The sequence below is a fragment of the Streptacidiphilus sp. BW17 genome (genome assembly GCF_041262485.1).
Classification (GTDB): domain Bacteria; phylum Actinomycetota; class Actinomycetes; order Streptomycetales; family Streptomycetaceae; genus Streptacidiphilus.
In genome coordinates, this window is the sequence record NZ_JBGCCR010000025.1 from 84,130 (window position 1) to 106,759 (window position 22,630).

22 protein-coding genes are annotated in these 22,630 nt (G+C 71.8%); 11 read left to right on the forward strand and 11 right to left on the reverse strand.

What is annotated here, in order from left to right:
- Positions 1 to 63: 63 nt before the first annotated feature.
- Positions 64 to 1,461, reverse strand: coding sequence for a sugar porter family MFS transporter (locus ABH940_RS26405; protein ID WP_370106324.1), 1,398 nt, complete (start codon positions 1,459 to 1,461; stop codon positions 64 to 66).
- 436 nt (positions 1,462 to 1,897) lie between these two features.
- On the opposite strand from ABH940_RS26405, the gene ABH940_RS26410 reads away from it, so the two are divergent.
- From ABH940_RS26410 to ABH940_RS26420, 3 genes are all read left to right on the forward strand, one after another.
- Complete coding sequence (locus ABH940_RS26410) at positions 1,898 to 3,304, forward strand: polysaccharide lyase (RefSeq protein WP_370106325.1); 1,407 nt, start codon at positions 1,898 to 1,900, stop codon at positions 3,302 to 3,304.
- Between the two features lie 100 nt (positions 3,305 to 3,404).
- Positions 3,405 to 4,166, forward strand: coding sequence for a uracil-DNA glycosylase (locus tag ABH940_RS26415; protein ID WP_370106326.1), 762 nt, complete (start codon positions 3,405 to 3,407; stop codon positions 4,164 to 4,166).
- 2 nt (positions 4,167 to 4,168) lie between these two features.
- Complete coding sequence (locus ABH940_RS26420; RefSeq protein ID WP_370106327.1) at positions 4,169 to 4,870, forward strand: glycerophosphodiester phosphodiesterase; 702 nt, start codon at positions 4,169 to 4,171, stop codon at positions 4,868 to 4,870.
- Here ABH940_RS26420 and ABH940_RS26425 read toward each other — a convergent pair.
- Together ABH940_RS26425 and ABH940_RS26430 are read right to left on the reverse strand one after the other, a co-directional pair.
- Entirely contained in the window at positions 4,860 to 7,898 is a 3,039-nt protein-coding gene (locus ABH940_RS26425; protein ID WP_370106328.1) for a polysaccharide lyase family 8 super-sandwich domain-containing protein, read from the reverse strand. The two genes, ABH940_RS26420 and ABH940_RS26425, sit on opposite strands and share 11 nt — an antisense overlap.
- Positions 7,899 to 8,021: 123 nt before the next feature.
- Positions 8,022 to 8,795, reverse strand: coding sequence for a hypothetical protein (locus ABH940_RS26430; RefSeq protein ID WP_370065641.1), 774 nt, complete (start codon positions 8,793 to 8,795; stop codon positions 8,022 to 8,024).
- Positions 8,796 to 8,885: 90 nt separating this feature from the next.
- Here ABH940_RS26430 and ABH940_RS26435 point away from each other — a divergent pair, with 90 nt between their 5' ends.
- The 6 genes from ABH940_RS26435 (at position 8,886) to ABH940_RS26460 (ending at position 13,587) form a co-directional block, all read left to right on the forward strand.
- On the forward strand, positions 8,886 to 9,488 hold the full coding sequence (locus ABH940_RS26435; RefSeq protein WP_370106329.1) for a hypothetical protein: 603 nt from the start codon (positions 8,886 to 8,888) through the stop codon (positions 9,486 to 9,488).
- A gap of 98 nt (positions 9,489 to 9,586) precedes the next feature.
- On the forward strand, positions 9,587 to 9,775 hold the full coding sequence (locus tag ABH940_RS26440) for a hypothetical protein (RefSeq protein WP_370065645.1): 189 nt from the start codon (positions 9,587 to 9,589) through the stop codon (positions 9,773 to 9,775).
- Between the two features lie 202 nt (positions 9,776 to 9,977).
- Entirely contained in the window at positions 9,978 to 10,991 is a 1,014-nt protein-coding gene (locus tag ABH940_RS26445; RefSeq protein ID WP_370065647.1) for an ATP-binding cassette domain-containing protein, read from the forward strand.
- Positions 10,991 to 11,890, forward strand: a complete 900-nt coding sequence (locus ABH940_RS26450) for an ABC transporter permease (RefSeq protein WP_370065649.1) — start codon at positions 10,991 to 10,993, stop codon at positions 11,888 to 11,890. The genes ABH940_RS26445 and ABH940_RS26450 overlap by 1 nt, the downstream gene beginning before the upstream one ends.
- 60 nt (positions 11,891 to 11,950) lie before the next feature.
- On the forward strand, positions 11,951 to 13,030 hold the full coding sequence (locus tag ABH940_RS26455; RefSeq protein WP_370065651.1) for a DUF3048 domain-containing protein: 1,080 nt from the start codon (positions 11,951 to 11,953) through the stop codon (positions 13,028 to 13,030).
- Between the two features lie 83 nt (positions 13,031 to 13,113).
- Positions 13,114 to 13,587 (forward strand): helix-turn-helix domain-containing protein, encoded by a 474-nt coding sequence (locus ABH940_RS26460; protein ID WP_370065653.1) that lies wholly within the window; start codon positions 13,114 to 13,116, stop codon positions 13,585 to 13,587.
- A gap of 248 nt (positions 13,588 to 13,835) precedes the next feature.
- Here ABH940_RS26460 and ABH940_RS26465 read toward each other — a convergent pair whose 3' ends face one another.
- From ABH940_RS26465 to ABH940_RS26495, 7 genes are all read right to left on the reverse strand, one after another.
- Complete coding sequence (locus tag ABH940_RS26465) at positions 13,836 to 14,438, reverse strand: ClpP family protease (RefSeq protein ID WP_370065655.1); 603 nt, start codon at positions 14,436 to 14,438, stop codon at positions 13,836 to 13,838.
- 1 nt (position 14,439) lies between these two features.
- The gene (locus ABH940_RS26470; RefSeq protein WP_370065657.1) at positions 14,440 to 15,078 is read right to left on the reverse strand and encodes an ATP-dependent Clp protease proteolytic subunit; all 639 of its coding nucleotides are present in this window, start codon (positions 15,076 to 15,078) and stop codon (positions 14,440 to 14,442) included.
- A gap of 112 nt (positions 15,079 to 15,190) precedes the next feature.
- Positions 15,191 to 16,759 (reverse strand): serine hydrolase domain-containing protein, encoded by a 1,569-nt coding sequence (locus tag ABH940_RS26475; protein WP_370065659.1) that lies wholly within the window; start codon positions 16,757 to 16,759, stop codon positions 15,191 to 15,193.
- A gap of 201 nt (positions 16,760 to 16,960) precedes the next feature.
- Positions 16,961 to 17,740: an ABC transporter permease subunit gene (locus ABH940_RS26480; RefSeq protein WP_370065661.1), complete on the reverse strand. Its 780-nt coding sequence runs from the start codon at positions 17,738 to 17,740 to the stop codon at positions 16,961 to 16,963.
- A complete protein-coding gene (locus ABH940_RS26485; protein WP_370106330.1) occupies positions 17,737 to 18,723 on the reverse strand; it encodes an ABC transporter ATP-binding protein in 987 nt (328 codons plus the stop codon). The genes ABH940_RS26480 and ABH940_RS26485 overlap by 4 nt, the downstream gene beginning before the upstream one ends.
- 50 nt (positions 18,724 to 18,773) lie before the next feature.
- A complete protein-coding gene (locus tag ABH940_RS26490; protein WP_370106331.1) occupies positions 18,774 to 19,034 on the reverse strand; it encodes a hypothetical protein in 261 nt (86 codons plus the stop codon).
- 9 nt (positions 19,035 to 19,043) lie between these two features.
- Positions 19,044 to 19,982: an SPFH domain-containing protein gene (locus tag ABH940_RS26495; protein ID WP_370106332.1), complete on the reverse strand. Its 939-nt coding sequence runs from the start codon at positions 19,980 to 19,982 to the stop codon at positions 19,044 to 19,046.
- A 177-nt stretch (positions 19,983 to 20,159) separates the two neighbouring features.
- On the opposite strand from ABH940_RS26495, the gene ABH940_RS26500 reads away from it, so the two are divergent.
- Positions 20,160 to 21,536 carry an acyclic terpene utilization AtuA family protein gene (locus tag ABH940_RS26500; protein ID WP_370106333.1) on the forward strand — a complete coding sequence of 459 codons (1,377 nt, stop codon included), beginning with the start codon at positions 20,160 to 20,162 and terminating at the stop codon, positions 21,534 to 21,536.
- Positions 21,533 to 21,892 (forward strand): DUF4387 domain-containing protein, encoded by a 360-nt coding sequence (locus ABH940_RS26505; protein ID WP_370106334.1) that lies wholly within the window; start codon positions 21,533 to 21,535, stop codon positions 21,890 to 21,892. The genes ABH940_RS26500 and ABH940_RS26505 overlap by 4 nt, the downstream gene beginning before the upstream one ends.
- Here ABH940_RS26505 and ABH940_RS26510 read toward each other — a convergent pair.
- Positions 21,880 to 22,476 carry a hypothetical protein gene (locus ABH940_RS26510; protein ID WP_370065673.1) on the reverse strand — a complete coding sequence of 199 codons (597 nt, stop codon included), beginning with the start codon at positions 22,474 to 22,476 and terminating at the stop codon, positions 21,880 to 21,882. The two genes, ABH940_RS26505 and ABH940_RS26510, sit on opposite strands and share 13 nt — an antisense overlap.
- Between the last annotated feature and the right edge of the window lie 154 nt (positions 22,477 to 22,630).

The following is a 22,630-nucleotide window of genomic DNA, read 5'->3' on the forward strand; positions in this document are numbered from 1 at the left end:
CACGGTCCGTCCCCTGCACGGTGCCTTCGCGTTGCCTGCGCGGTGCCGTCGCGGTGGCTGGCGTCAGCCGCGCAGGCCCAGTTCGATCTGCTCCAGGCTGCGGCCCTTGGTCTCCGGGACCAGGCGCCTGGTCAGCAGCAACAGCACCAGGTTGACGGCCGCGAACACGTACATCGAGGTGCCGACGCCGAGATGGTTCTTGTCCGACATGATCGGGAAGATCGCGCTGATCAGGCCCGTCGCCGCCCAGAGCACGACCGAGCCGACAGCCATGCCCGCCCCGCGCGCCTTGAGCGGGAAGACCTCGGCCATCATCACCCAGACCACCGCGCCCCACCCCAGCTCGTACCCGGCGAGGTAGAGCACGAGCAGCACGACCGTCAGCGTGCCGAGGGTGCCCTTGTCGTGCACGTTGAGCACCACCCAGCCGGTGAGCACCAGGGTGACCACCATGACCACGTTGCCGATCAGCAGCAGCGGCTTGCGCCCCCAGCGGTCCACCACGAAGACGACCCAGGCGGTGAACGCCAGCTTGGTCACGCCCAGCACGATGGCGGAGAGCAGCGCGGTGTTGGCGGTGAAGCCCAGGGCGACCAGCATGGTCGGGAAGTAGGCGTTGATCGCGTTGACGCCGCTGAACTGCTGACCGATCGCCAGCAGCAGCGCCACCAGCAGCATCGGACGCACCCAGGGCCGCCACAGGTCGCGCACCCGGTAGGTCTGCTCGCTGTCGAGGCGGATCACCTGGCGGATCGAGACGAGCTCGGCCTCGATCTCGTCGGCCCGGTGGGTGCCCGCCAGCACAGCGCGAGCCTCGTCCTCGCGGCCCAGGTTGAGCAGCCAACGCGGCGTCTCCGGCAGGAAAGTGAGGCCGACGACCAGCACCAGCGCCGGGACCAGCGCGCCGGCGAACATCCACCGCCACAGCGCGTGCGGCTGCAGCCAGTAGTCCACCAGGAACGCGATCAGGATGCCGCTGACGATGAAGATCTGGTTGAGCGATCCCATCGCGCCGCGGATCCGGGCCGGTGCGAGCTCGCTGAGGTAGGTCGGCACGGTCGCGGAGGAGAGGCCGATGCCGACGCCGAGCACGGTCCGGAAGCCGACCAGCGCGCCGAATCCCGGGGCCAGCGCGCAGGCGAGCGTGCCGACGATGACGACGCCGCCCGCCGCCATGATGGTCCGGCGACGGCCGACCCTGCTGGTCAGCCGGGCGGCCAGGCCCGCGCCGACCATCGCGCCGACGGAGAGGCTGGCGGTGAGCATGCCCTTGTCGAAGCCGGACAGGTTCCAGGAATTGGAGATGACGACCAGGATCCCGGCGATCACGCCGAGGTCGTAGCCGAAGAGGATGCCGCCCAGTGCGCCGAAGACGTAGAGGGTGGCCGGGCTGACTCTGCGGGTGACCGTCCCGCGGCCGGGGGACGGCGGGGAGGATGCGGACGCGGTGGCCTGGGTCATGCGGGATCGCCTCGTCTCGGAGCGGGGGCGGTGGATGGTCGTGGCGCGCTTCGCAGGACCGGTCCGGGCCGTTGGCCGTGGCGAGGGGTGGGCGGGGTGACGGCGTTGGTGCCGCTCGGGGATTGAAGCCCCGTCAGGTCCGGCGGGTCAAGGGTCCACGTCCATATCCGGGATCAACGGCTCGTCGGAATCATCTGTTTCAAGACGATTAGTCGGCTCTATCCGTTCAGGAATCTGAACTAGGATCGAAATGACGAACAACTTTGCCATTCCTTGACGTTCTGGCGATTGCCTCGTCCGGCGTCGGTGCCCACGATGAATCCCACGCTTCGTCAGGACTGGTCCAGGTCATTGCCGTCATTGCCGTCATTGCCGTCATTGCCGTCACTGCCTCGGCCTCGGCCCCGAGCCTCAGAGCCTTATGACAAGGAGTCAGATGTCCGCCCATCGTGCCCGTCGACTCGTACCCCTCACCCTGGCCGGCGCTGTCGCCGTGGCGTTGAGCGGGACCGCCGCGCTCGCGTTAGGCGGCACCTCGTCCGCCTCGTCCGCCGCCTCCGTTCCCGGAGACCTCGCCTGCGGCGCCGCGACCACCGCCACCACCACGGCGAGCGGCAGCGCCCCGGGCGACGCCACCGACTGCGACACCGCGACGGCCTGGCAGAGCGGGCCGGCGACGCTGCAGGAGCTCAAGGTCGACCTCGGCTCGACCCAGGCCGTCGACCACGTCACCGTCGTCTGGGGGAGCGGCTACGGCAGCTCCTTCAAGATCCGCACCTCCCCGGACGGCACGACCTGGCACACCCAGACCGCCGTCACAGCCGGGACCGGCGGCACCGAGACCGTCGCCCTGCCCAGCGGAGTCAGCACCCGCTGGATCGAGATCTACGGCGAGCACTACGCGGGCAACGCCGGGTTCACCGTGGACGAGTTCGAGGTCTTCGGCAGCGCGGGCACGCCGACCGCGACGCCGAGCCCGTCCGCCAGCGCGAGCGCCTCCGCGTCGGCCAGCGCCTCCGCCTCCGCCAGTGCGACTCCGTCGCCCACCCCGTCGGCGACCTCGACCGGCAGCGGCAGTCCGGCCGCGTGGACGGGGCAGTTCACCGGCTACGGCTCCAGCGCGTGGAAGTCGGCCTGGGGTTGGACCTCCACCGGCGCGTGGGGGCAGGCGCAGTTGCAGGAGATCTCGGACTCGACCGCGCCCGGTGACGGCAGCGCGCTCCAGGTCACCTACGGCGCGGGCTCCTCGGCCAACTCCTGCTCCGACTGCCCGAACCCCGGCGGCGGACAGTTCTACACCCAGCTGAGCTCGATCGGTGGCGGCAGCGCACTGGCCGGCGGCAGCACGCTCGACCTCAAGTACAGCGTGAAGTTCCCGTCCGGGTACGACTGGGGCAAGGCGGGCAAGCTGCCCGGCCTCTACGGTGGCCAGATCGGCCAGGAGTCCGGTGGGAACCACGGCAACGGCTGGTCGACCCGCTACATGTGGCGCGGCACCAGCGCCGCCCCGAACAACGGTGAGGTCTACCTCTACACGCCCACCAACTCCGGCCCGACCGGCTACGGCGTGGACCTCGGCGTCGGCGACTGGAAGTGGCTCGCCGACGGCAACTGGCACACCGTGGAGCAGCTGGTCGATCGCAGCACCGGCGACGTGACGGTCTGGCTCGACGGCAAGCAGGCGGCGTCCTTCTCCGGCGCGGCGTCCGGGATCGGCTCGATCCCGTTCAGCGGGGTCTTCTTCTCCACCTTCTACGGCGGCCACGACACCAGCTGGGGACCCAAGGTGACCACACACGCGTACTTCGCGGACTTCTCACTGTCGAGCGGCGCGCAGCACTGAGGCTGTTGAAGCACCGAGATCAGGCGGACGGGCGCGCGGCCGTGCGACGATGGCCGTGACGCCCGTCCGCCCGTACTGACCCCGCAGTCCTGGAGCCGCCGTGCCGACCCCTGAGCAGCGGGCCCCGGCCGCCCGCGGCCTCGACGCGCTCGACGCGCTGGTCGGCGACTGCCGGGCCTGCCCGCGCCTGGTCGCCTGGCGCGAGGAGGTCGGGCGTACCAAGCGGCGTTCCTTCGCCAAGTGGGACTACTGGTCCCGCCCGGTCCCGGGCTTCGGGCCGCACGACGCCTCGATGCTGCTCGTCGGCCTGGCCCCGGCCGCGCACGGCGGCAACCGGACCGGACGGATGTTCACCGGCGACCGCTCCGGCGACGTGCTGGTCGCGGCGCTGCACGATCTCGGGCTCGCCAACCAGGCGACCTCCGAGCGGCGCGACGACGGGCTGCGGCTGCACGACGTCCGGTTCACCGCGCCGGTCCACTGCGCGCCGCCGGACAACAAGCCCACGCCGACCGAGCGGGACACCTGCCGCCCGTGGCTGGTCCGCGAACTGGAGCTGATGCGGCCGACGCTGCGGTCGCTGGTGGTGCTCGGCGCGTTCGGCTGGCAGGCCGTCATGCCCGCGCTGGCGCAGGCAGGTTGGCAGGTGCCGCGTCCGCTGCCGCGCTTCGGGCACGGCGTCCGGGTGGATCTCGACGCGAGCGATCCGGGGCGTCCGGGTATGGCGGTGTTCGGCTGCTACCACGTCAGCCAGCAGAACACGTTCACCGGACGGTTGACCCCGGCCATGCTCCGTGAGGTCCTCGCCCGGGCGCACGCGGTGGCGACCGAGGGCAAGACCATGCCGGGCGAAACGGGTTGATCATGCTTGTTGTCGGGCACCGGGGTGCGCCGCGCGTGGCCAGGGAGAACACCCTGGCCTCGATCCGGGCCGCGTTGGAGCTCGGCGCCGACTGGATCGAGGTCGACGTCCGCGTGGCCCGCTGCGGCACGCCGGTGCTGCTCCACGACGCCACGCTGGAGCGGCTCTGGGGTGACCGGCGGCCCGTCGGCGCCCTCGACGCCGAGGAGTTGGCGCGGCTGGGCGGAGGCGGGGTTGAAGGTGGCGGCAGGGGTGTTCCCACGTTGCGCGCGGGCGTCGAGCTGGCTGGTTCGACGGGCGCCACCGTGATGGTGGACGTTCCCGGCCCGTCCGAGGGCGCGGCGTCGCTGGCGCTGCTGCGCGGGATCGGCGCGCTCGACGCCGTGGTCTTCGCGGGCGACCGGGCGGCGCTGGGCCTGATTCGCGACGCCGCGCCGGATGCCCGGATCGCCCTCAGCTGGGAGTCGCCGCTGCTGCCCCGCCGGCGGATCCTGGACCGGATCCGCCCCGAGTTCCTCAACGTCGAGCAGCACCGGGTCACCCCCGCACTGGTCCGGGCCGCGCACCGGCGCGGGCTGCGGGTCAGCGTCTGGACCGTCGACCGCCCGGCCCGGATGGCGCGCCTGGCCGCGCGGGGCGTGGACGTGCTGATCACCAACGATCCCGCCGCGGCCAGGACGGTCATCCCGTCCGTCAGTGGGTGACCACCTCCAGCACCGGCGGATTGCCCGCGTTCTCACGTGAGTTGACCACGACGGCCAGACCGGCCGCGCCCTGCGGCTCCCAGACGGCGAGGGACGCCGTCCCGTCGCCGCCCGCTCCGGTCAGCGAGGCCGCGACCGCGCTGGTGACGTCGAGGCCGACCCAGTCCGCGGTGCTGGAGAGGGCGCCGGTGCCGAGCGCGGTGCCGACCGACGGGGCGTTGTTCCAGGTGGTGCCGGTCTCGCTCCAACTGTCCGTGGCGGTGGTGAAGGCCTGGAGCGTGGTCTGGTTGCCGCCCGCGTCCTGGACGCTGCCGCTGAGCCAGAGCACCGCCCGGTCGACCGTCCCGCTGATGGCGGCCGTGTCGAATCTCAGCAGCGCGACCCGGTCGTAGCCGGTGTTGGTCGCATTGGCGTTCTTGACCTGGAGCGTCGTCGACGTCCCGTAGTTAGTGGCGGCGTAGGAGCCGTCGCGCACGTAGGTGTCGGCGCTCGCGGGGAGCAGTTGGCCGGTGGCGGGGGTGAGTGCGGCCCCGGAGGCGGCCAGGGTGACGCTGTGCGTGCCGCCGCGGCTGCCGCCGGTCTCCACCAGCAGCCGGACCGCTCCGCCGCTGGTGCCGAGCACGGTCACGGTCGGGTCGGCCGAGACGAGCGAGGTGTAGCCGGAGGCGGCGACGGTGACGTGCACCGTCGCCGCGGCCCGGGTCGGGTCGGAGACGGCGATGGTGAGCTGCCCGCCGCCGGTCTGCGTCGACACCGACGCGGGCGCGTCGACCGTGATCGGCCCGGCGGTGCCCGCCGCGAAGAAGTTGGCCATCGTCACGCCGAGCGCGCTGTCCGTGACGGCCTGCGCGGTCGGGGAGTTGCTGAGGACCGACGCCGGCGGCGCGGCGGCGTAGGCGGCGGTCTGCGCCTCGGTGAAGGTCGGCAGCAGGACGTAGGAGTAGGTCGCCCCGGCGGGGTTGGCGCCGTGGTCGAGGGCGAGGGAGAGGTAGGGGCGGGTGTCGCTCGCCAGCGTGGTGGGCGCGGAGGCGTTGACGTCCGTCCAGTTGCCGGTGCGGCTGGTGTCGGCGAGCACGACGTTGTCGGCCCCGGCCGGCCAGAGGAAGCAGTAGCCGCCGACGCCGCTGATGCTCGCCCAGTGCACCCCGTTCACCGTGCTGGTCCAACCGGCACCGGTGGCTTGGGCGTTGCCGTTGACCGAGAGGGTGGCGCCGCCGCCGCTGTGCAGGTTGCGGTTCTCCACCGTGGTCACCACCTGGTTGCCGCTGGTCGAGGTGATGCCCGCACCCAGGCAGACCACCGAATCGTCCAGGCAGAACCAGGACTTGACGGCGGTCAGGTTGGTCGACGCCGCCTGCAGCTGCATGCCGACCGCGCCGTAGCTGCCCGCGACGACCGAGCCGCCGACCCAGCTGGTGCTCGGCTTGGTGTTCTCCCCGGCCGAGTTGGCGAGCGGGCCCTGGTCGGCCGTGGTGCCGGGGAGCTGGTACATGTCGGCGGTGTCCCAGTAGGCGTCGTTGAACTGCGCCACGTCGCCGTCGAGATGGAGCTGGCCCATACCGTCGCCGGTGAACCAGCCGTGCAGGTTCTCGCCGTTGATCACCTCGTAGCGGGTGATCTCGCGCGAGCAGAGCGACAGCGAGTACGCCCACCCCGGACGACGGTGCACGGCCCGTGCCATGTCCGGGAACTGACGGTGCGTCTGCGGCTCGGGCGCGGCCGGGACCGAGGAGTCGCCGAGCACGCTCTGCGCCAGGGCGATGCCCGCGACCCCGGCGGTGGACGTGGTCACGGTCTGGCCGGTGGTGTAGTCGACGATCGACTGGGTGGTGGAGGCGATGGTGCTGACCGTGTTGCGCTGCAGCCAGCCCTTGGCGGTCGCGCGCCAGGTCGCGGCCTGGGTGGCGTCGGTGGTGGCCTGGGCGTAGCGCAGCAGCATCAGCGAGGCGGAGAAGCCGTCGCCGGCGTCCGACTCGTTGAAGCGCGAGACGGCCCGGCCGCGCACCGAGTCCAGCATCAGGCCGTTGTGGACCATCGGTGCGAAGCCGTCGGCGACGCCGGTGAAGAGGTCGGCCAGGTTCGGGTCGGTGACCGCCCACTGGGAGCCCTGGAGCAGCAGCACCAGAGCGACGACGTCGGCGAAGTAGATCTCGCCGTAGGTGCCGGTGTAGGCGACGCCGGTGTGCTGCTGGTACGAGCCGTCCGCGTAGAGGCCGTCGCCGTACATCACCAGCGGCAGCGCGGGGGAGAGGTCGGCGACTCCGGTGCTGATGGCGGTCGCGTCGGAGCCGAGCGCGCCGCGCACGATCACCGCGCGGCACTCGTCGAGGCGGTTGGCTCCGGTCGAGGTGGTCGAACTGCTCGGCACGATCAGCTGCTTGGTCGGGTCGGGCACGAAGGCGTCGATGGCGGCGCAGCAGGCGGCGACCTGAGTGGACGTCAGCTGGCTGTACATCAGGATCGCGGTGTCCTCCAGCGCCTGGCTGGAGCCGATCTGCCAGTCCCACCAGTTGTTGTACGGGGTGGTGCCCGGCGCGTAGACGGAGCTCGTCATGAAGTCGAGCGCCGACGCCACCGTGGCCGCCAGCGAGGAGCTGCCGGTGTAGGCGGTGCCGGGGACGGTCCAGGCCAGGGCCAGGGTCTTGAGCCGGGAGAAGCTGGTGGTCATGTTGGCCGAGACCGAGCCGAGCGGCAGGTCGGACCAGAGCGAGGTCCGGCCCGAGCCGGTCTGGATCGAGCTAAGGAACGCGGCGGCCTCGGCGTTGAGCCCGGCGATCGCCGGGGCGTAGACCGAGGGGGACGTGTCGGTCACGCCGCCGGTGAGATAGCCGGTCCAGGCGGAGCGCAGCGCCGCGTAGGGGTCGGTGGTGGCGGCGACCGGAGAGGCCGCGCCGAAGGGCAGCGCGAGCGCGCCCAGCCCGAGGCCGCCCAGTTGCAGCAGGCGACGTCGGGTCAGCGCCGGGAGCGGGGGCAGGGAGGCGGAGAGGGAGGGAGAGGAGGGATGGCGATCGGCGGGGGAGTGGCGCACGCGGGCCTCCGAGGCATCGGGATGCCACGGATAGTGCTCACTCGTATGATCGGACGTCAATAAGTTGGGATCGATTCACCGAATTTCGTTCAAACGATCAGGTGATCAGTCGCCTGCTGGTGCTCAGGCCCGGCGCAGCTCGATCCAGACGCTCTCCGCCTCGCCGAGCAGGCGTCCCGTGCTGCCGTAGAGCGCCGTGCAGGTGGTGAACTTGCGGCCGTCCTGGCTGATCAGACGCGAGGTGATCACGCAGGCCTCGCCCGGCGCGGGCGCCCCGTCCACCCGCGCGGTGATCCGGCCGAGCACCACCTCCCGGGTCTCCAGATCCACCGTCCACGCGCCGGGGCAGTCCAGCGCGGCCCAGACGAACTCCGGGCGGACGGTCGATGCGCCCGGGTCGGCGAGCGTCGCGCTCGGGGTCCAGGTGCAGGCGTGCAGTGCGCCCGGCTCGTCACTGACCGGGCCGGAGAAGAGGTGCAGCCCCTCGCGGTCGCCGCGTCCGGTGCCGCAGACGAAACAGGTCGGGAAGGGGTGGTGCTTGTGGCCGCGGAAGCCCGCCTCGGCCGCCTCGGCGACGTCGAAGGGCACCGGCGGCGGCGTCCCCAGACCGGCCAGCCGGGCCGGAGCGGCCTCGGCGACCAGCAGCTCCCCGTCGAGCAGCCGCACCGCCCCCGCGACGCCGTCCGGAGTCGGCACGACGGCCATCGGCCGGTCCAGCGGCGGCGGCTGACGGAGCGTCACCACAACAGCCGGGGCGTCACCGCTGGAGGCGTCACTGCTGGAGCTGCCACTGCCGGCGACGTGCTGGGCCAGGGCGCCGGAGATCCAGCCGCCGTTCGCGGACGTGGGCGGACCGTTGAACAGGGGCGGGACGACCAACTCGACGGGGTTCGACATGCGCCGATCCTCGCATGTGGGAGCACGTGGTAGAACGACGGTCATGATCGCGCCTGCCGACGTCGTGCACGACGTGCCGTACTACGCCCAGTGGGAGTCTCCCGACCTGATCGAGGCGATCATCGGGGGCGGCTGTCCGCGGCCGATGACCCGGCCTGGGCGGCGTCCGGCGCGACGACGCCGGAGGAGTACGCCTGGTGGGCCCGGCGACTGTGCGGGATGGCCTGCCTGCGGATGGCGCTGCACCACGTCACCGGCGCGGAACCCCCGCGCGCCCTGGAGCTGGCCCGTGACTACCTGCGGGCCGGCGCCTACGTGAAGCGGGACGACGGCGGGCTGGACGGGCTGATCTACGCGCCGTTCGCCGCGCACACCAGCGCGCGTCACCCGCTGCACGCGCAGGTGCGCGCGGAGTTGACGCTCGGCGAGGTCGCCGCGTCGGTGCGGGACGGGAGCCTGGTGATGCTCTCGGTCCACCCCTCCGTCCGCACGCCCGAGCGGCAGCCGCCGCAGCGCGGCGGACACCTGGTCCTCGCCGTCGGGGCGGGCGAGAGCGCTCAGGGCGGCGTCCTGTTCCTGCACAACCCCTCCGGCTTCGCCGGGCGGTCGCAGCGCTTCGTCCGACTGACCTGCACCGAGTTGGAGCCCTTCTTCGCCGGACGCGGCGTGGTGCTGACCGGTCGCGCTGCGTGAGCGCGAGCGACTGAGCGTTTGACTGGTTGACCTCGGCGACTTCCGCGCGGCGTACTGGTGGGAGAGCGCGGGTCGTCGTCGGCGGAAGGTGGGACACCATGTGGGTCCCCAGAGTCATCGGACTGGTGCTGATCGCGATCGGCGGGGTCTGGATCGCGCAGGGGGTCGGCGCGTTGCACGGGTCGGTGATGACCGGGCGTCCCGGCTACACCGTGCTCGGGGTCCTGCTGGTGGCGGGCGGCGTGGCGCTGCTCGTCCTCGGCCTGCGCGGGCGTCCCCGCGACTGAGTCGATCAGGAAGCGCTCCGCCCGGTTGTCGGTGGCAACCCGTTCGGCGCATCCTGGGGGAGTCAGGGCTCAGAGCCTCCCGGGCCTGCACGTCGCAGTGGCGAGGTGAGGCATGGTTGCACCCGGGCCGTCCGGCGGCGCTCACGGCGCCCCACCGGACGACGCGTCGATACCGATCCCCTCGGCCTCCGCGCATGCGCAGGTGAACACGTCTGCGACTGCGGATGCAGCGGAGGAGACGGTCATCCGCGCCGCAGCGCTGACCAAGGTCTACCCCAAGGCCACCGTGCCGGCCGTGGACGGCATCGACCTGGCCGTCCGTCGGGGCGAACTCTTCGGGCTGCTGGGCCCGAACGGCGCCGGCAAGACCACCACCGTGGGCATGCTGACCACCCGCGTCATCCCCACCTCCGGCCGGGCCGAGGTCGCCGGGATCGACGTGGTCACCCGGTCCACGCTGGCCAAGCAGGTCATCTCGGTGGTCACCCAGCAGAACACGCTGGACCGCGCGCTCACGGTGCGCGAGAACCTCTACTTCCACGGCCTCCTCTTCGGCCTGCCCTCGCGTCAGGCCCGCGCCGCCGCGGACGCGCTGCTGGAGCGGTTCCACCTCACCGCGCAGGCGGACGCCTCGGTGCACATCCTCTCCGGCGGCATGGCACAGCGGCTGATGGTCGCCCGCGCGATCCTGCATCGCCCCGCCGTGCTCTTCCTCGACGAGCCGACGGCCGGTCTCGACCCGCAGAGCCGTCTGGCGCTCTGGGAGGTGCTGGCCGGGCTGATCGCCGACGGGCAGACGATCCTGCTGACCACCCACAACATGGAGGAGGCGGACCGGCTCTGCGACCGCGTCGCCATCATCGACCACGGCCGGATCCTCGCCCTGGACACGCCGACCGCGCTCAAGCGGGGCATCGAGGCGGACACCCAGGTCACCGTCCAACTCGTCGATCACGGCGGCGACACCGGTGCGGAGGACGCCTCCCACGACGGGCAGGCGCTGGCCGAGCTGCTGTCCCGGCGGGTGCCCGGCGTGGTGCGCACGCGCGTCGCCGACGGACGCGTCGAGCTCCACGTCGACGGCGGCGACCGGCTGCTGCCCCGCGTCCTTGCGGCCGCCGAGTCCGAGGGGTTCCAGGTCGCCGACCTGTCCGTGGCCGAGACGACGCTGGAGACCGTCTTCATCCGGCTGACCGGGAAGGAGTTGCGGGACTGATGTCGGCTCACCTCGCACGTCCGGTGCAGGCCCCGGCGGACGCGACTGCGCCCGTGGCACTGCGGCCCACCCGTTCCGCCGCCGCGTCCAGCCGGACCGCGCTCGGCGCGCTGATCCGCCGTGACCTGACGGTGCTGCGCAAGAACTTCGGCGAGTTCGTCGGACGCACCATCATGCAGCCGCTGCTGCTCGTCTTCGTCTTCCTCTACGTCTTCCCGACCATCGGCCAGGGCGTCGGCGGAGGCGGCGGACGAGCAGGCGAGTCGGACTTCGCCACGGTGCTGGTGCCGGGCGTGGTGGCGATCTCCATCATGTTCCAGGGCATCCAGTCCGTCGCCATCCAGCTGTCCCAGGAGTTCGGCTTCACCCGCGAGATAGAGGACCGGGTGCAGGCGCCCTGCCCGATCTGGCTGGTGGCACTGGCCCGAGTGCTGTCGGGTGCGACGCAGGCGCTGATCTCCGCGCTGATCGTCTTCCCGATCGCGGCCGTGGTCCACGCACCGGGCGTGCAGGCGCACTTGAGCGTGCACTGGTGGGTGGTGGTGACGCTGATCCCGCTGGCGTGCGTGGCGATGACCTCCCTCGGGCTCGTGCTCGGCACCACCTTCGAGCCGCGCAACATCGGGTTGATGTTCGGCTTCGTGGTGCTGCCGCTGGTCTTCCTCGGGGGCACCTACTACCAGTGGACCCGGCTGGGAGCGGTCCACGTCGGCGGGTTCCACTGGCTCCAAGTGCTGGTGCTCGTCAACCCGTTGATCTACATTGCCGAGGGCATGCGGGCCGGGTTCACCGACGCGTCGCACATGTCCCTGGTGGTGATCTACCCCGTACTGACCGGCTTCTGCGCCCTGTTCCTGGCACTCGGCCTGCGCAACTTCCGGCGCCGCGTGCTGTCGTGAGGCTCTTCGGTTGTTTCCGGCGTCCCTGTCCCGACCTTCTCCCGCAGGTGGTGAGCGCGTATGACGGACCAGGCGAATCCCGACCCGCACCAGGGCGGCTCCTCCGGAGCCCCGTCCCCGTTCCACTCCCGCAATTCGCGGCGTCGCGGCTCCCCGACCCGCAGAGCCTGGATCGCAGCCGTCGCGGCCCTGGCAGCCGTTGGCGTCGGGGCAGGACTCGCGGCCTGCGGCGGAGGCAAACCCGCGCCGACGAAGACCACCCAGCCGCCGCCCCCGCCCACCACGAGCGCGCCACCGGCGCCCAGCAACCCGCTGACCGGGCAGGGCCCGGAGGGCCACGTGCTGGCGGTCAAGATCGACAACGTCGGGCAGGCCCAGTACCAGCAGACCGGACTCAACTCGGCCGACCTGGTCTACGCGATCCAGGTCGAGGGCGGCCTCAGCCGCTACCTCGTCGTCTTCGACAGCAACCACGTCCCGTCCAAGGTCGGCCCGGTGCGCAGCGCCCGGCAGACCGACATCCCGCTGCTGGCCGCGTTCGGGCACGTCGGACTGGCCTACTCGGGCGCGATATCGGGGCTCAAACCGGACCTGGCGGCGGCCAACCTGCAGGAGATCAACCCGATCAACAACGCCAACCTGTTCAGCAACGGCGGGAGTGCGCCGACCTACATCCAGCCGTCGCAGGTCTTCGCCGCCTTCCCCAAGCTGGCCCAGGCCCAGGACATCGGCCTCCACTTCGGCGCGGAACCGGCGGGCGGGTCGGCGGCGGGTTCGGTCACGGCGACCATGCCGGCCGCGTCCTTCACCTTCACGGCCTCGGGCAACCAGTGGCTGGTCTCCGCCGACGGCCACCCGGTGAACACCCTCGACGCGGGCCGGGCCAACACGGTCAACGTGATCGTCCAGCACGTCAAGGTGGTCCAGGGCAAGTACACCGACTACAACGCCGGTCACGCCGACAACGAGGTCTTCTCCGAGACCACCGGCCAGGGCAGCGCCGACTTCTACCGCGACGGCAAGGTCTGGCACGGCCAGTGGTCGAAGCCGTCGGACACCTCCGCGACGCAGTACACGGTCGGCGGCAAGCCGATGGAGCTGGCCCCGGGGCGCACCTGGATCGTGCTGGAGGGCGGCTGAGCTCCGGACGAGTCCGGTTCGACTTCACCCAGGGCAGAACGCCGTTCCCTTCCCCCGGCGACCAGGATCCCTAGGCTGGAGGGATGAGCAGTCACGCGCCGGACGAGGCCCGCGTCATCCCGCTGCGCCGGCAGACACCCGTGCAACAGACGCCCGTGCCACCGACACCCGTGCAGCAGCCACCTGTTCAACAGCCACCTGTTCAGCAGACGCCCGTGCAGTCGGCTCCCGTGCCGAGGGAGCCGCTCTGGCGCGACCTCGTCGGCGGTGCGCTGCGGCGCGAGCGGCTCGCGCAGGAGCGGACGCTGAAGGAGGTCGCGGAGTCGGCCCGGATCTCGATGCCGTACCTGTCGGAGCTGGAGCGCGGACGCAAGGAGGCCTCCTCCGAGGTGCTCGCGGCGGCCGCCCGGGCCCTCGGGCTCGGCCTCGGTGATCTGCTCTCACTGGCCCAGGACGACCTGGCCCGGTCCCGATACTCGCGCAGCAGCGTGGACCGGGGACGCACGACGTCAACGTCGTCCGCGTCGCGCCACGACGGCCTCTGCCTCGCCGCCTGACCGAGCGCCCAGCCACGGCCGGTACTCCCCTCGTGGTACCGGCCGTGTGGAGGAGGGCTCCCGGCCGCTGGGCCGGAAGCCCGCCTCCCGTCCCCGTCAGGACACCTGGACGGCAGGGCTCTCAACCTCGCCGTGGTAGGCGTAGTTCCCGTTGATGGTGGCCCAGACGTCCGGGGTGCTGGTTAAACGATCGACCGTCAGTACCCCAGCGGCCAGGCTTTTGCGCGAGCATGCAAAGGCTTTCCTGCTCACGTGAACGGGACCCGTCGGCTCAGCACCTGGTCGGCGATGCCGTAGGCGACGGCCTCCTCGGCGGTGAGGATCTTGTCGCGGTTCATGTCCGCGCGCAGTGTGGCCGGGTCGTGGTGCGTGTGCCGGGCGAGGACCTCCTCCACCTGCGCGCGGATGCGGGCCATCTCCTTGGCCGCCACGCTGAGGTCGGAGACCGTCCCCTGCTGCCCGCCGCTGGCGGGTTGGCCGAGCAGCACCCGCGAGTGCTGGAGCACGAGCCGCCGCCCGGGATCCCCGCCGGCCAGCAGCACCGCCGCCGTCGACGCCGCCTGACCGACGCAGAACGTGGAGATGGGCGCCTGCACGAACGTCATCGTGTCGTAGATCGCCATCAGCGAAGTGAACGATCCCCCAGGCGAGTTGAGGTAGATCGAGATCTCCTGGTCCGGGTTGGCCGACTCCAGGTGCAGGAGCTGCGCGATGACGACGTTGGCGACCCCGTCGTCGATCTCGGTGCCGAGGAAGATGATCCGCTCGTTCAGCAGCCGGCTGAAGACGTCGTAGGAGCGCTCGCCCTGCGCGGTCCGCTCGACGACGTAGGGAACCGTGTACGACCCCATGTCACAACCCCATCCGCGGACGCGAGGTGGCCGGGCGGATGTCGGTGAGCGACTCCACCACCCGGTCCACCATTCCGTACTCCTTGGCCTGTTCGGCGGTGAACCAGCGGTCCCGGTCGCCGTCCCGCGAGATCGTCTCCTCGCTCTGACCGGTGTGCTCGGCGGTGATCCGCTCGATGGCCTTCTTGGTGAACTCCAGGTTCTCCGCCTGGATCTCGATGTCCGCGGCGGTGCCGCCGATGCCCGCGGAGGGCTGGTGCATCATGATCCGCGCGTTCGGCAGCGCGAGCCGCTTGCCGCGCGCCCCGACGCTCAGCAGGAACTGGCCCATGCTGGCGGCCATCCCCATCGCCAGCGTCGAGACGTCGTTGGGGATGAGCCGCATGGTGTCGAAGATGGCGAGACCCGCGGTGACCGAACCCCCGGGGCTGTTGATGTAGAGGCTGATGTCGGTGCGCGGGTCCTCCGCCGAGAGCAGCAGCAACTGCGCGCACACCCGGTTGGCCGACACCTCGTCGACCTGGGTGCCGAGCAGCACGATCCGCTGGGCGAGCAGCTGCGCGGCGAGGTGGTCGTCGAAGCGGCTGGGCGGCGTGTCGCCGTCCTCCGCGCGGGGCGCGAGCGGGGTGAGTGGAGTCATCGGGTCTCCTCGTCGAGGCTGGGATTTGCCGTCCACTCCACTCTTGACCTGGAACGACCCCCGGATACCGTTTCTCTGCCCGTGGCAGATTCGCCACGGGCAGAGCGGCGAATCACCGTTCGGTGCGGACCAGCTTGGCGTTGATCGGCTCCGCCGGGATCTGGCGGTTGGCGTGGACCACGCCCACCTGACCGGTGCTCGGGCGGACGAGCAGCGAGGTCGCCGAGGCGTCGCCGCCGCCCGCGTGGCCGACGGCGTCACGGGTGAGGTGCAGCAGCCAGCCCAGGCCGATCTGGGCGCCGGAGTCGTCGCGGGTGGCCTGCGGCGTCAGCGCCTGCTCCGCGAGCTCGGCGGGCAGCAGCGAGCGCCAGCCCGTGGCGAAGCGGACCAGGTCCGGCGCCGTCGACCAGAGCCCGCCCGCCGCCTGGAGGGTGGCGAGCGGCGTCGGGACGGGCTCGAACTGCCCGTCCTCGCCCAGCCGGTAGCCGGTGACCGGGTCATTCTCGGGCACCGTCAAGGGGAACGAGGACGCGTCCATCCCGAGCGGGCCGAGGACCAGCCCAGCCGCCGCCTCGGCGTAGCGGAGTCCGGTCAGCTGGGCGACCAGCTCGCCGAGGACCGCGAACCCGCCGTGGCTGTAGGTGAATTCACCGCGCGGCCCGGAGCAGCCCACGACCGGGCCCAGCAGCGCGCCCACGTCCGTGACCGGTTCGCCGAACGCTCGCTCCGGATTGTCCACACCGCCGGTGTGACTGAGCAGGTGACGAACCGTCACCTCACTGTCGGCGAGGCGAAGCGTCCGCAGGTGGTCGTCGACGCGGTCGTCAAGGCCGACAGCGCCCTCACCGACCAGCCGCAGCACGGCCGTTGCCGTGATCAGCTTGGTGATCGCGTAGGCGGGGAACCGGTGGTCGGGGCGCAGCGGGACGCCCCGCTCCAGATCGGCCCAGCCACGCGCGTGGGCCCAGAGGGCGGCCGGGCCGTCCGCGCCGTCCGAGTCGCTCCGGCCGCCCGAGCCCGCTGCGACGAGTCCCACCAGGCCGAGGTCGCCGTGCGACTCCGCGACCAGGCCCGGTACGGCCTGCGGTACCGGCCCGTCGGTGGACGTCGGCGGCTCGGCGACGCGGGGGTCGCGCACGCGTTGCCCCGCCGGGTAGACGCGAAGCCCGATCAGGCGGTGCGGCGGGAGCCGGTCGGCGACGGCCTCGACGCGCAGGTCGCCGAGACCGGCGCGAAGCGCCTGCGGCGCGGATCCCAGCACGGTCAGCGGCTCGCGCAGCCGCGCCGCCTGTCCGGCCAGGGTGGTGGCGATCTGGTCGGCCGGGACCATGCTCAGGAAGTGGTCGGCGAAGTGCTCGCCCAACTCGGCGCGGTCGGGCGCCGTCCAGCCGGGCCGGTCGGCCTCGCGGAACCGCTCCACCACCCAACGGACCTGCGTCAGCGCCTGGTTGTCGACCCCGACGCCCGCACCGGCGGCGTCGAGCGCGGCGATGTGCTCCTTGAGGGCGGTCCAGCTGGGCAGCCCGTGCTCGCGGGCGACAGCGAGTTGGGCGTCGTGCAGCGTCGGGAACTCGCCTGCGGCGAGCCGGCGCTTGGCCTCCAGCTTGAGGAAGCGGAGGTTCGGGCGGTCGGGCAGTGCCCGCGACGAAGCAGAAGCGTCGGACGACTTCTCGGACGACATGGCAGTCCTTCCTCGGCGCCCGCGGGTTCGCGACATCGGGCTGGAAAGACATGCCTGTGCATGCGTGTGCTGCATCCGGTGGGCTTTGAGCCCTGCCCGCGAACCCAGGTGCGGCCGGTAACCGCCAAGCCGACCATACCCTCTCCGTCCGGCGCGGGCGAGACCCGCCCGCGCCGGACGGAAGCAGGCGGCGGAACAGGCTCAGGACGCCCGACGCCCGGTCACCAGCCGCTCGCGGTCGAACAGCGCCGAGACCGCACGCCAGCCGAGACTGTCGACGACCAGCAGCACAGCCGCCAGGATCAGTGCCAGCCGCAGCGTCGGCGTCAGCACGCCGAAGGAGAACAGCGAGGTGACGGCCAGCGGCGGCAGGCTGGCCAGCGTGCTGAGCTGCTGCGCGACGCGCACGTCGTTGGACCTGGCCGAGATGGCGATCCCGGCCCAGATCGACCACCCCGCCACCAGTGGCGTGAACAGCACCTGGGCGAGCAGCAGCGGTCCCTGGAAGACGGCCGTGGCCACGTTCGGATGCGCGAACAGCTCGGTGAGCAGCAGGAAGAGGCCGAAGACCCCGTAGGAGATCGCCAGCGTCGGCAGCAGCGCCGCGAGCGCCTTGCCGATCAGGAACTCCTCGGTGCGCAGCGGCGTGGTCAACACCGGCTCCATGGTGCCCTGTTCGCGTTCGCCGACCACCGAGTAGGCGGAGATGGCCGCCGGGGTCACCGCCGGGACGATCAGCATGTAGAGCAGCGACAGGCCGACCCGCTGGGTCAGCATCGAGCTCGCCACGTCGGAGGGCAGGGCGAAGGTGTCGATCACCGGGAGGATCATGAAGATCACCGGCATCACGGTCATGGTGACCACGATGAAGCGGTTGCGCCGGTAGTCCTGGATCTCCTTGCGCACCACCGCGCGGATCCGGGGCCGGCTCAGCGGTCCGGTCCGGCCTGCGCCCGGACGGCGCGTGAGGATCAGGCTCATGACGCAGTCTCCCCGTCGGTGTCGATCAGTTGGAGGTAGACGTCCTCCAGCGAGTGCTGAGACTGGCTCAGCGACAGCACGTCCGCGTCCGCGGCCACCAGGGCGCGGGTCGCCGCGGGCGCGGCCAGGTCGGGGTCGGTGACGCCGAGGACATAGCTGCCGCAGCCGTCGTCGGAGCTGTCGCCGGCGCTGTTGTCGGCACGCCAACTCTCCACGCCCGGAAGGCCGGTGAAGACGGCTGCCGGATCGGCCAGCGGCCGGGCGGTGCGGACGCCGAGCGTCTTGCTGAACAGCTGGTCGCGCAGTTCGTCGGGGCGGCCGATGGTGCGCAGCGTGGTGTTGAGGATCGCGACCCGGTCGCAGAGCCGTTCCGCCTCGGCCAGCCGGTGGGTGGTCAGGAAGATGGTCACCCCGCGCCGGCGCAGCCCGTCGATCAGCTCGTGCACCTCGCGGGCCGAGACCGGGTCCAGGCCGGAGGTGGGCTCGTCGAGGAAGAGTACGGACGGGTCGTTGAGCAGCGCGCGGGCCAGGCCGACCCGCTGGCGCAGGCCCTTGGAGAGGCTGCGGCAGGGGTCGTTCGCCCGGTCCGTGAGGTTGACCGCGCGCAGGGCCCGGTCGATCCGCTCCTTGGCGTCCGGCAGCTCGTGCAGCCCGGCGAAGAACCGCAGGTTCTCCGCGACGGTCAGCCGCAGGTAGAGACCGGGGGACTCCGGCATGATCGAGATCCGCTTGCGGATCTCGATCCCGTTGGCCGGAGTCAGCGGGAGTCCGGCGACCGTCGCGCTGCCCTCGCTCGGCGCGATCAGCGTGCCGAGTGTGCGGACCGTGGTGGTCTTGCCGGCTCCGTTGGGGCCGAGGAATCCGAACACCTCACCCTGGTCGACCTGGAACGAGAGGTCGGAGAAGGCGGTGCGCGGCCCGAAGCGCTTGGCCAGGCCCGTGACGGCCAGCGCGGGTGAGGTGGTTTTCAGCGTCGTACTCACATTTAAAGTGATATCACTTTAAGTGGGCCCGGACAATGGACCCGCCGGCCTCATTCCTCCCCGCTCCCGGCCACGGTGTCCTCGGCCGGGGTGCCCTCCTCCGCCGCCTCGGTCGGCTGACGCTTGGGCGGACGGCCGCGCCGAGGCATGCTGCCGACGTTGCCCGGCAGCCGGCCCGCCTGGGACAGCGCGTTGCGCAGCAGCAGTTCGATCTGCGCCGTGGTGCTGCGCAGCTCGTCGCCCGCCCAGCGCGCCAGGGCGTCGTGGACGGCGGGATCGAGCCGCAGCAGGATGCTCTTGCGTTCGCTCACGGCGTCCGCTTACTGGTAGAGGGTGCCGGTGTTGACCACGGGCTGGGTCGCGTGGTCGCTGCAGAGCACCACCAGCAGGTTGCTGACCATCACGGCCTTCCGCTCCTCGTCGAGGTCGACGACGTCCTCCTCGGCCAGCTGGTCCAGCGCGCTGCGCACCATGCCGACCGCTCCCTCGACCAGTCGCTGACGCGCCGCCACGATCGCGTCCGCCTGCTGGCGGCGCAGCATCGCCTGGGCGATCTCGGGCGCGTAGGAGAGGCGGGTGATCCGGGACTCCAGCACCACCACGCCCGCGCGCTGTACCCGGTCGGCGATCTCGGCAGAGAGCCGCGAGGTGATCTCCTCGGCGTTCTCGCGCAGCGACAGCCGCGCCTCCCCGCGCGCGTCGTACGGGAAGCTGCCGGCGATGTGCCGGACGGCGGTGTCGGTCTGGATGGAGACGAAGTCGACAACGTCGTCGACGCCGAAGACCGCCTCGGCGGTGTCGGCGATCTGCCAGACCACGACCGCGGCCATCTCGATCGGGTTGCCGTCGGCGTCGTTGACCTTGAGCGTCTCGGTCTCGTGGTTGCGGATCCGGGTCGAGACGCGATGGCGCTTGGTGAACGGGTTGAGCCAGCGCAGCCCGTTGGTGCGGACCGTGCCCAGGTAGCGTCCGAACAGCGTCACCACCCGCGCCTGGCCGGGTGCCACCGCCGTGAGCCCGGCCAGCGCCAGCACGCCGAGGACCAGCAGCACCACGCTGGGGGCGTGGGTGCCGCTGCCGTTGAGCAGGGCGATTCCGGCCGCGATCAGCGCCACGCAGACGACCAGCCCGATGCCGCCCGGCAGGCTGGCCGCCTCCCGCTCCACGACGCCCACGGGTGTGCCGGTCCGGGGGTTCTCCGGAGTCCGCCCGCCCGTTGCCGCGCCGCCTCCTGTAGCGTCCCTGTCGGCTGCGTCCATGTCGGCCACCTTGCCTCTCGCCTCCCCGCGCGGGTGCGGTCTGCACTCCTGTCGCGTAGATAGAGATATCACTTTTCTTCCCGCGAGGCGGGCACCCCAACCACCCCCGGGTCGGGGCGGCCGCGATACTTGATCGCGAGCGGCTGAGAACGAACCGGTGACGGGTAGGGAGGCCTGATGGAGGAGATCCGGGTGCTGTCGACGACGGCGATCCTGGGCTACGGCTTTCCGGACGCCTCGTTCGAGGCGGGGCTGGCCCGCGCGCCGCACGTCATCGCCGCCGACGCCGGGTCCACCGACCCCGGCCCTTACTACCTCGGCGCGGGCGTCTCCTTCACCGACCGCGTCGCCGTGCGGCGCGACCTGGAACGGATGATCCTCGCCGGACGCCGCTCGGGCGTCCCGGTCGTGGTCGGTTCGGCGGGCGGTGCGGGCGCTGCGCCGCATCTGGAATGGCTGCGCGGGATCGTCGACGAGATCGCCGCCGCGCACGGGCTGCGGCTGCGTGTCGCGCTGATCCCGGCCGACGTCGACAAGGCGACCGTGCGCGAGGCGCTGCGCGAGTGCCGGATCAGCTCCGTGCCGTTCGGCCCGCAGCTGACGGCGGAGGACGTCGACGCCAGTACGCACGTGGTGGCGCAGATGGGCACCGAGCCGTTCGTCGCCGCCCTGGCGGGCGGGGCGGACGTGGTGCTCGCGGGCCGCGCGTACGACCCGGCGGTCTTCGCCGCCCTGCCGCTGCTGCACGGCTTCGACGCCGGACTCGCCCTGCACCTGGGCAAGATCCTCGAATGCGCCGCGATCGCCGCCCTGCCCGGCAGCGGCAGCGACTGCATGTTCGGCACGCTGCGCCGCGACCACTTCGTCGTCGAGCCGCTGACACCGGAGCGCCGCTGCACGCCGACCTCCGTGGCCGCGCACACCCTCTACGAGAAGAGCGATCCCTACCATCTGCCGGGTCCGGGCGGGGAGTTGGACCTGAGCGCGTGCGTCTTCACGCCCGAGGGCGAGCGCGGCGTCAAGGTCTCCGGGTCGCGGCACGTCCCGCGTCCGTACGCCGTCAAGCTGGAAGGCGCGCGGCTGCGCGGCCACCGGACGGTCTCGTTGGCGGGTGCACGGGACCCGCGCTTCATCGACTCCCTGGACGCGATCGTCGCGGGGGTGCGGGCGCGGGTCGCCGACAACTTCCCCGACATCCCGGCCGAGCGCTACGAGTTGATCGTCCGCGCCTACGGCAGGGATGCCTGCATGGGACCGTGGGAGCCGACGCCGGCCGCGGGCCACGAGGTCGGGATCGTGATCGAGGCCGTCGCGGACACGCAGCAACTCGCGGACACGCTCTGCTCGTTCGCCCGCTCCACGATGCTGCACTTCGGCTATCCCGGACGGCTCTCGACGGCGGGGAACCTGGCGTTCCCGTACTCGCCCTCGGACTTCCACGCGGGCGCGGTGTACGAGTGGAGCGTCTACCACCTGATGGCGGTGGCCGATCCGTCGGCGCTCTTCCCGGTCACCTTCGTCGAGTCGGGGGACGACATGGAGAAGACCTCATGAGCGACCGACCGAGCGCGCCGCTGGCCGAACTCGCGGAGGTGGTCCGCAGCAAGAACGCGGGCCCGTTCGAGCTGACGCTCGACGTCATCTTCGCGAGCCGCGCCCAGTACGAGCTGGTCAAGCGGGAACGGGCGGTGAACCGGGAGTTGGTGGCCCGGCTCTACGGGGTCCCGGTCGAGGACGTCGGCGAGGCGATCTATTACGACCCGGCCCGCGCGGTGAAGATCAACCTGCGCCGACCGGTCCCGTCCGGCGGCGTGGGCGACAGCGACGTCTACGGCGCGCAGCAGCACGGGCCGTTGCTGGGCCTGCGGTTGCCGGTCGCCGGATCCGGCGGCGGCGATCAGCGGGCGTAGGAGCCGAGGCCCACGAGGCAGTAGACGTAGGAGTTGATGGTCGCGCCGTTCCAGGTCTCCTGGGAGGAGAACGAGTACTGCGTGTCCGACACGTTGTCGCACTGGCTCAGGTCGGTGGTCTCGTAGAAGACCTGGATCACCTTGTAGTGCGCGTCCGAGGCCGAGCAGTCGACCTGGTTGACGTCGTTGACCGTCTGCGCCGTCGTCGAGTCCGGCAGGGTGCCGTTGAGGCAGGTGCCCGAGTCGAAGGGGCTCGGCGAGGGCGGCGTGGTGTCGGCCGGCGGCGAGTACGGGTCCGTGGGCGGGGCGTAGGTGTCGGTGGGGTCGGCGTAGGTGTCGGTCGGGTCGACGTTCGGGTCGGTGGGCGACGCGTACGGATCGGTCGGCGGGGCGTAGGTGTCCGTCGGGCCCGCGTACGGGTCCGTCTCTGACGAGCTCTGGCAGCCCGTTGCCAGGGCCAGGACGAGGGCGGCCGCCCCGAGCGCGCCGAGCGCGGCGCGGGTCGAGCGGGTGTGCCTTCGAGGGCCGGGCGCGGCTCCGTGCGGCGGCTGCTGAGGCGGTGTGAGGTCGCGTTCGGTTGCCATGGGGCTCCTCCTGCCATCCGTGCGTGGTGCTCGGGCCGGCGTCGGTGTCGGTGTGGTGTCGACGGGTCAGCGGGCGAGCAGGGTCTCGATGCGCGCCGCGAGGTCGAGGACGACGGCGGCGCGCGGGGCCAAGCGCGGGTCGGATCCGGCACCG

Bases quoted from the DNA above. Each gene is read 5' to 3' on its own strand.
- ABH940_RS26405 (WP_370106324.1), bottom strand. From the start codon at position 1,461: ATGACCCAGGCCACCGCGTCCGCATCCTCCCCGCCGTCCCCCGGCCGC.
- ABH940_RS26410 (WP_370106325.1), top strand. From the start codon at position 1,898: ATGTCCGCCCATCGTGCCCGTCGACTCGTACCCCTCACCCTGGCCGGC.
- ABH940_RS26420 (WP_370106327.1), top strand. From the start codon at position 4,169: ATGCTTGTTGTCGGGCACCGGGGTGCGCCGCGCGTGGCCAGGGAGAAC.
- ABH940_RS26430 (WP_370065641.1), bottom strand. From the start codon at position 8,795: ATGTCGAACCCCGTCGAGTTGGTCGTCCCGCCCCTGTTCAACGGTCCG.
- ABH940_RS26440 (WP_370065645.1), top strand. From the start codon at position 9,587: ATGTGGGTCCCCAGAGTCATCGGACTGGTGCTGATCGCGATCGGCGGG.
- ABH940_RS26450 (WP_370065649.1), top strand. From the start codon at position 10,991: ATGTCGGCTCACCTCGCACGTCCGGTGCAGGCCCCGGCGGACGCGACT.
- ABH940_RS26455 (WP_370065651.1), top strand. From the start codon at position 11,951: ATGACGGACCAGGCGAATCCCGACCCGCACCAGGGCGGCTCCTCCGGA.
- ABH940_RS26460 (WP_370065653.1), top strand. From the start codon at position 13,114: ATGAGCAGTCACGCGCCGGACGAGGCCCGCGTCATCCCGCTGCGCCGG.
- ABH940_RS26465 (WP_370065655.1), bottom strand. From the start codon at position 14,438: ATGGGGTCGTACACGGTTCCCTACGTCGTCGAGCGGACCGCGCAGGGC.
- ABH940_RS26470 (WP_370065657.1), bottom strand. From the start codon at position 15,078: ATGACTCCACTCACCCCGCTCGCGCCCCGCGCGGAGGACGGCGACACG.
- ABH940_RS26475 (WP_370065659.1), bottom strand. From the start codon at position 16,759: ATGTCGTCCGAGAAGTCGTCCGACGCTTCTGCTTCGTCGCGGGCACTG.
- ABH940_RS26480 (WP_370065661.1), bottom strand. From the start codon at position 17,740: ATGAGCCTGATCCTCACGCGCCGTCCGGGCGCAGGCCGGACCGGACCG.
- ABH940_RS26495 (WP_370106332.1), bottom strand. From the start codon at position 19,982: ATGGACGCAGCCGACAGGGACGCTACAGGAGGCGGCGCGGCAACGGGC.
- ABH940_RS26500 (WP_370106333.1), top strand. From the start codon at position 20,160: ATGGAGGAGATCCGGGTGCTGTCGACGACGGCGATCCTGGGCTACGGC.
- ABH940_RS26505 (WP_370106334.1), top strand. From the start codon at position 21,533: ATGAGCGACCGACCGAGCGCGCCGCTGGCCGAACTCGCGGAGGTGGTC.
- ABH940_RS26510 (WP_370065673.1), bottom strand. From the start codon at position 22,476: ATGGCAACCGAACGCGACCTCACACCGCCTCAGCAGCCGCCGCACGGA.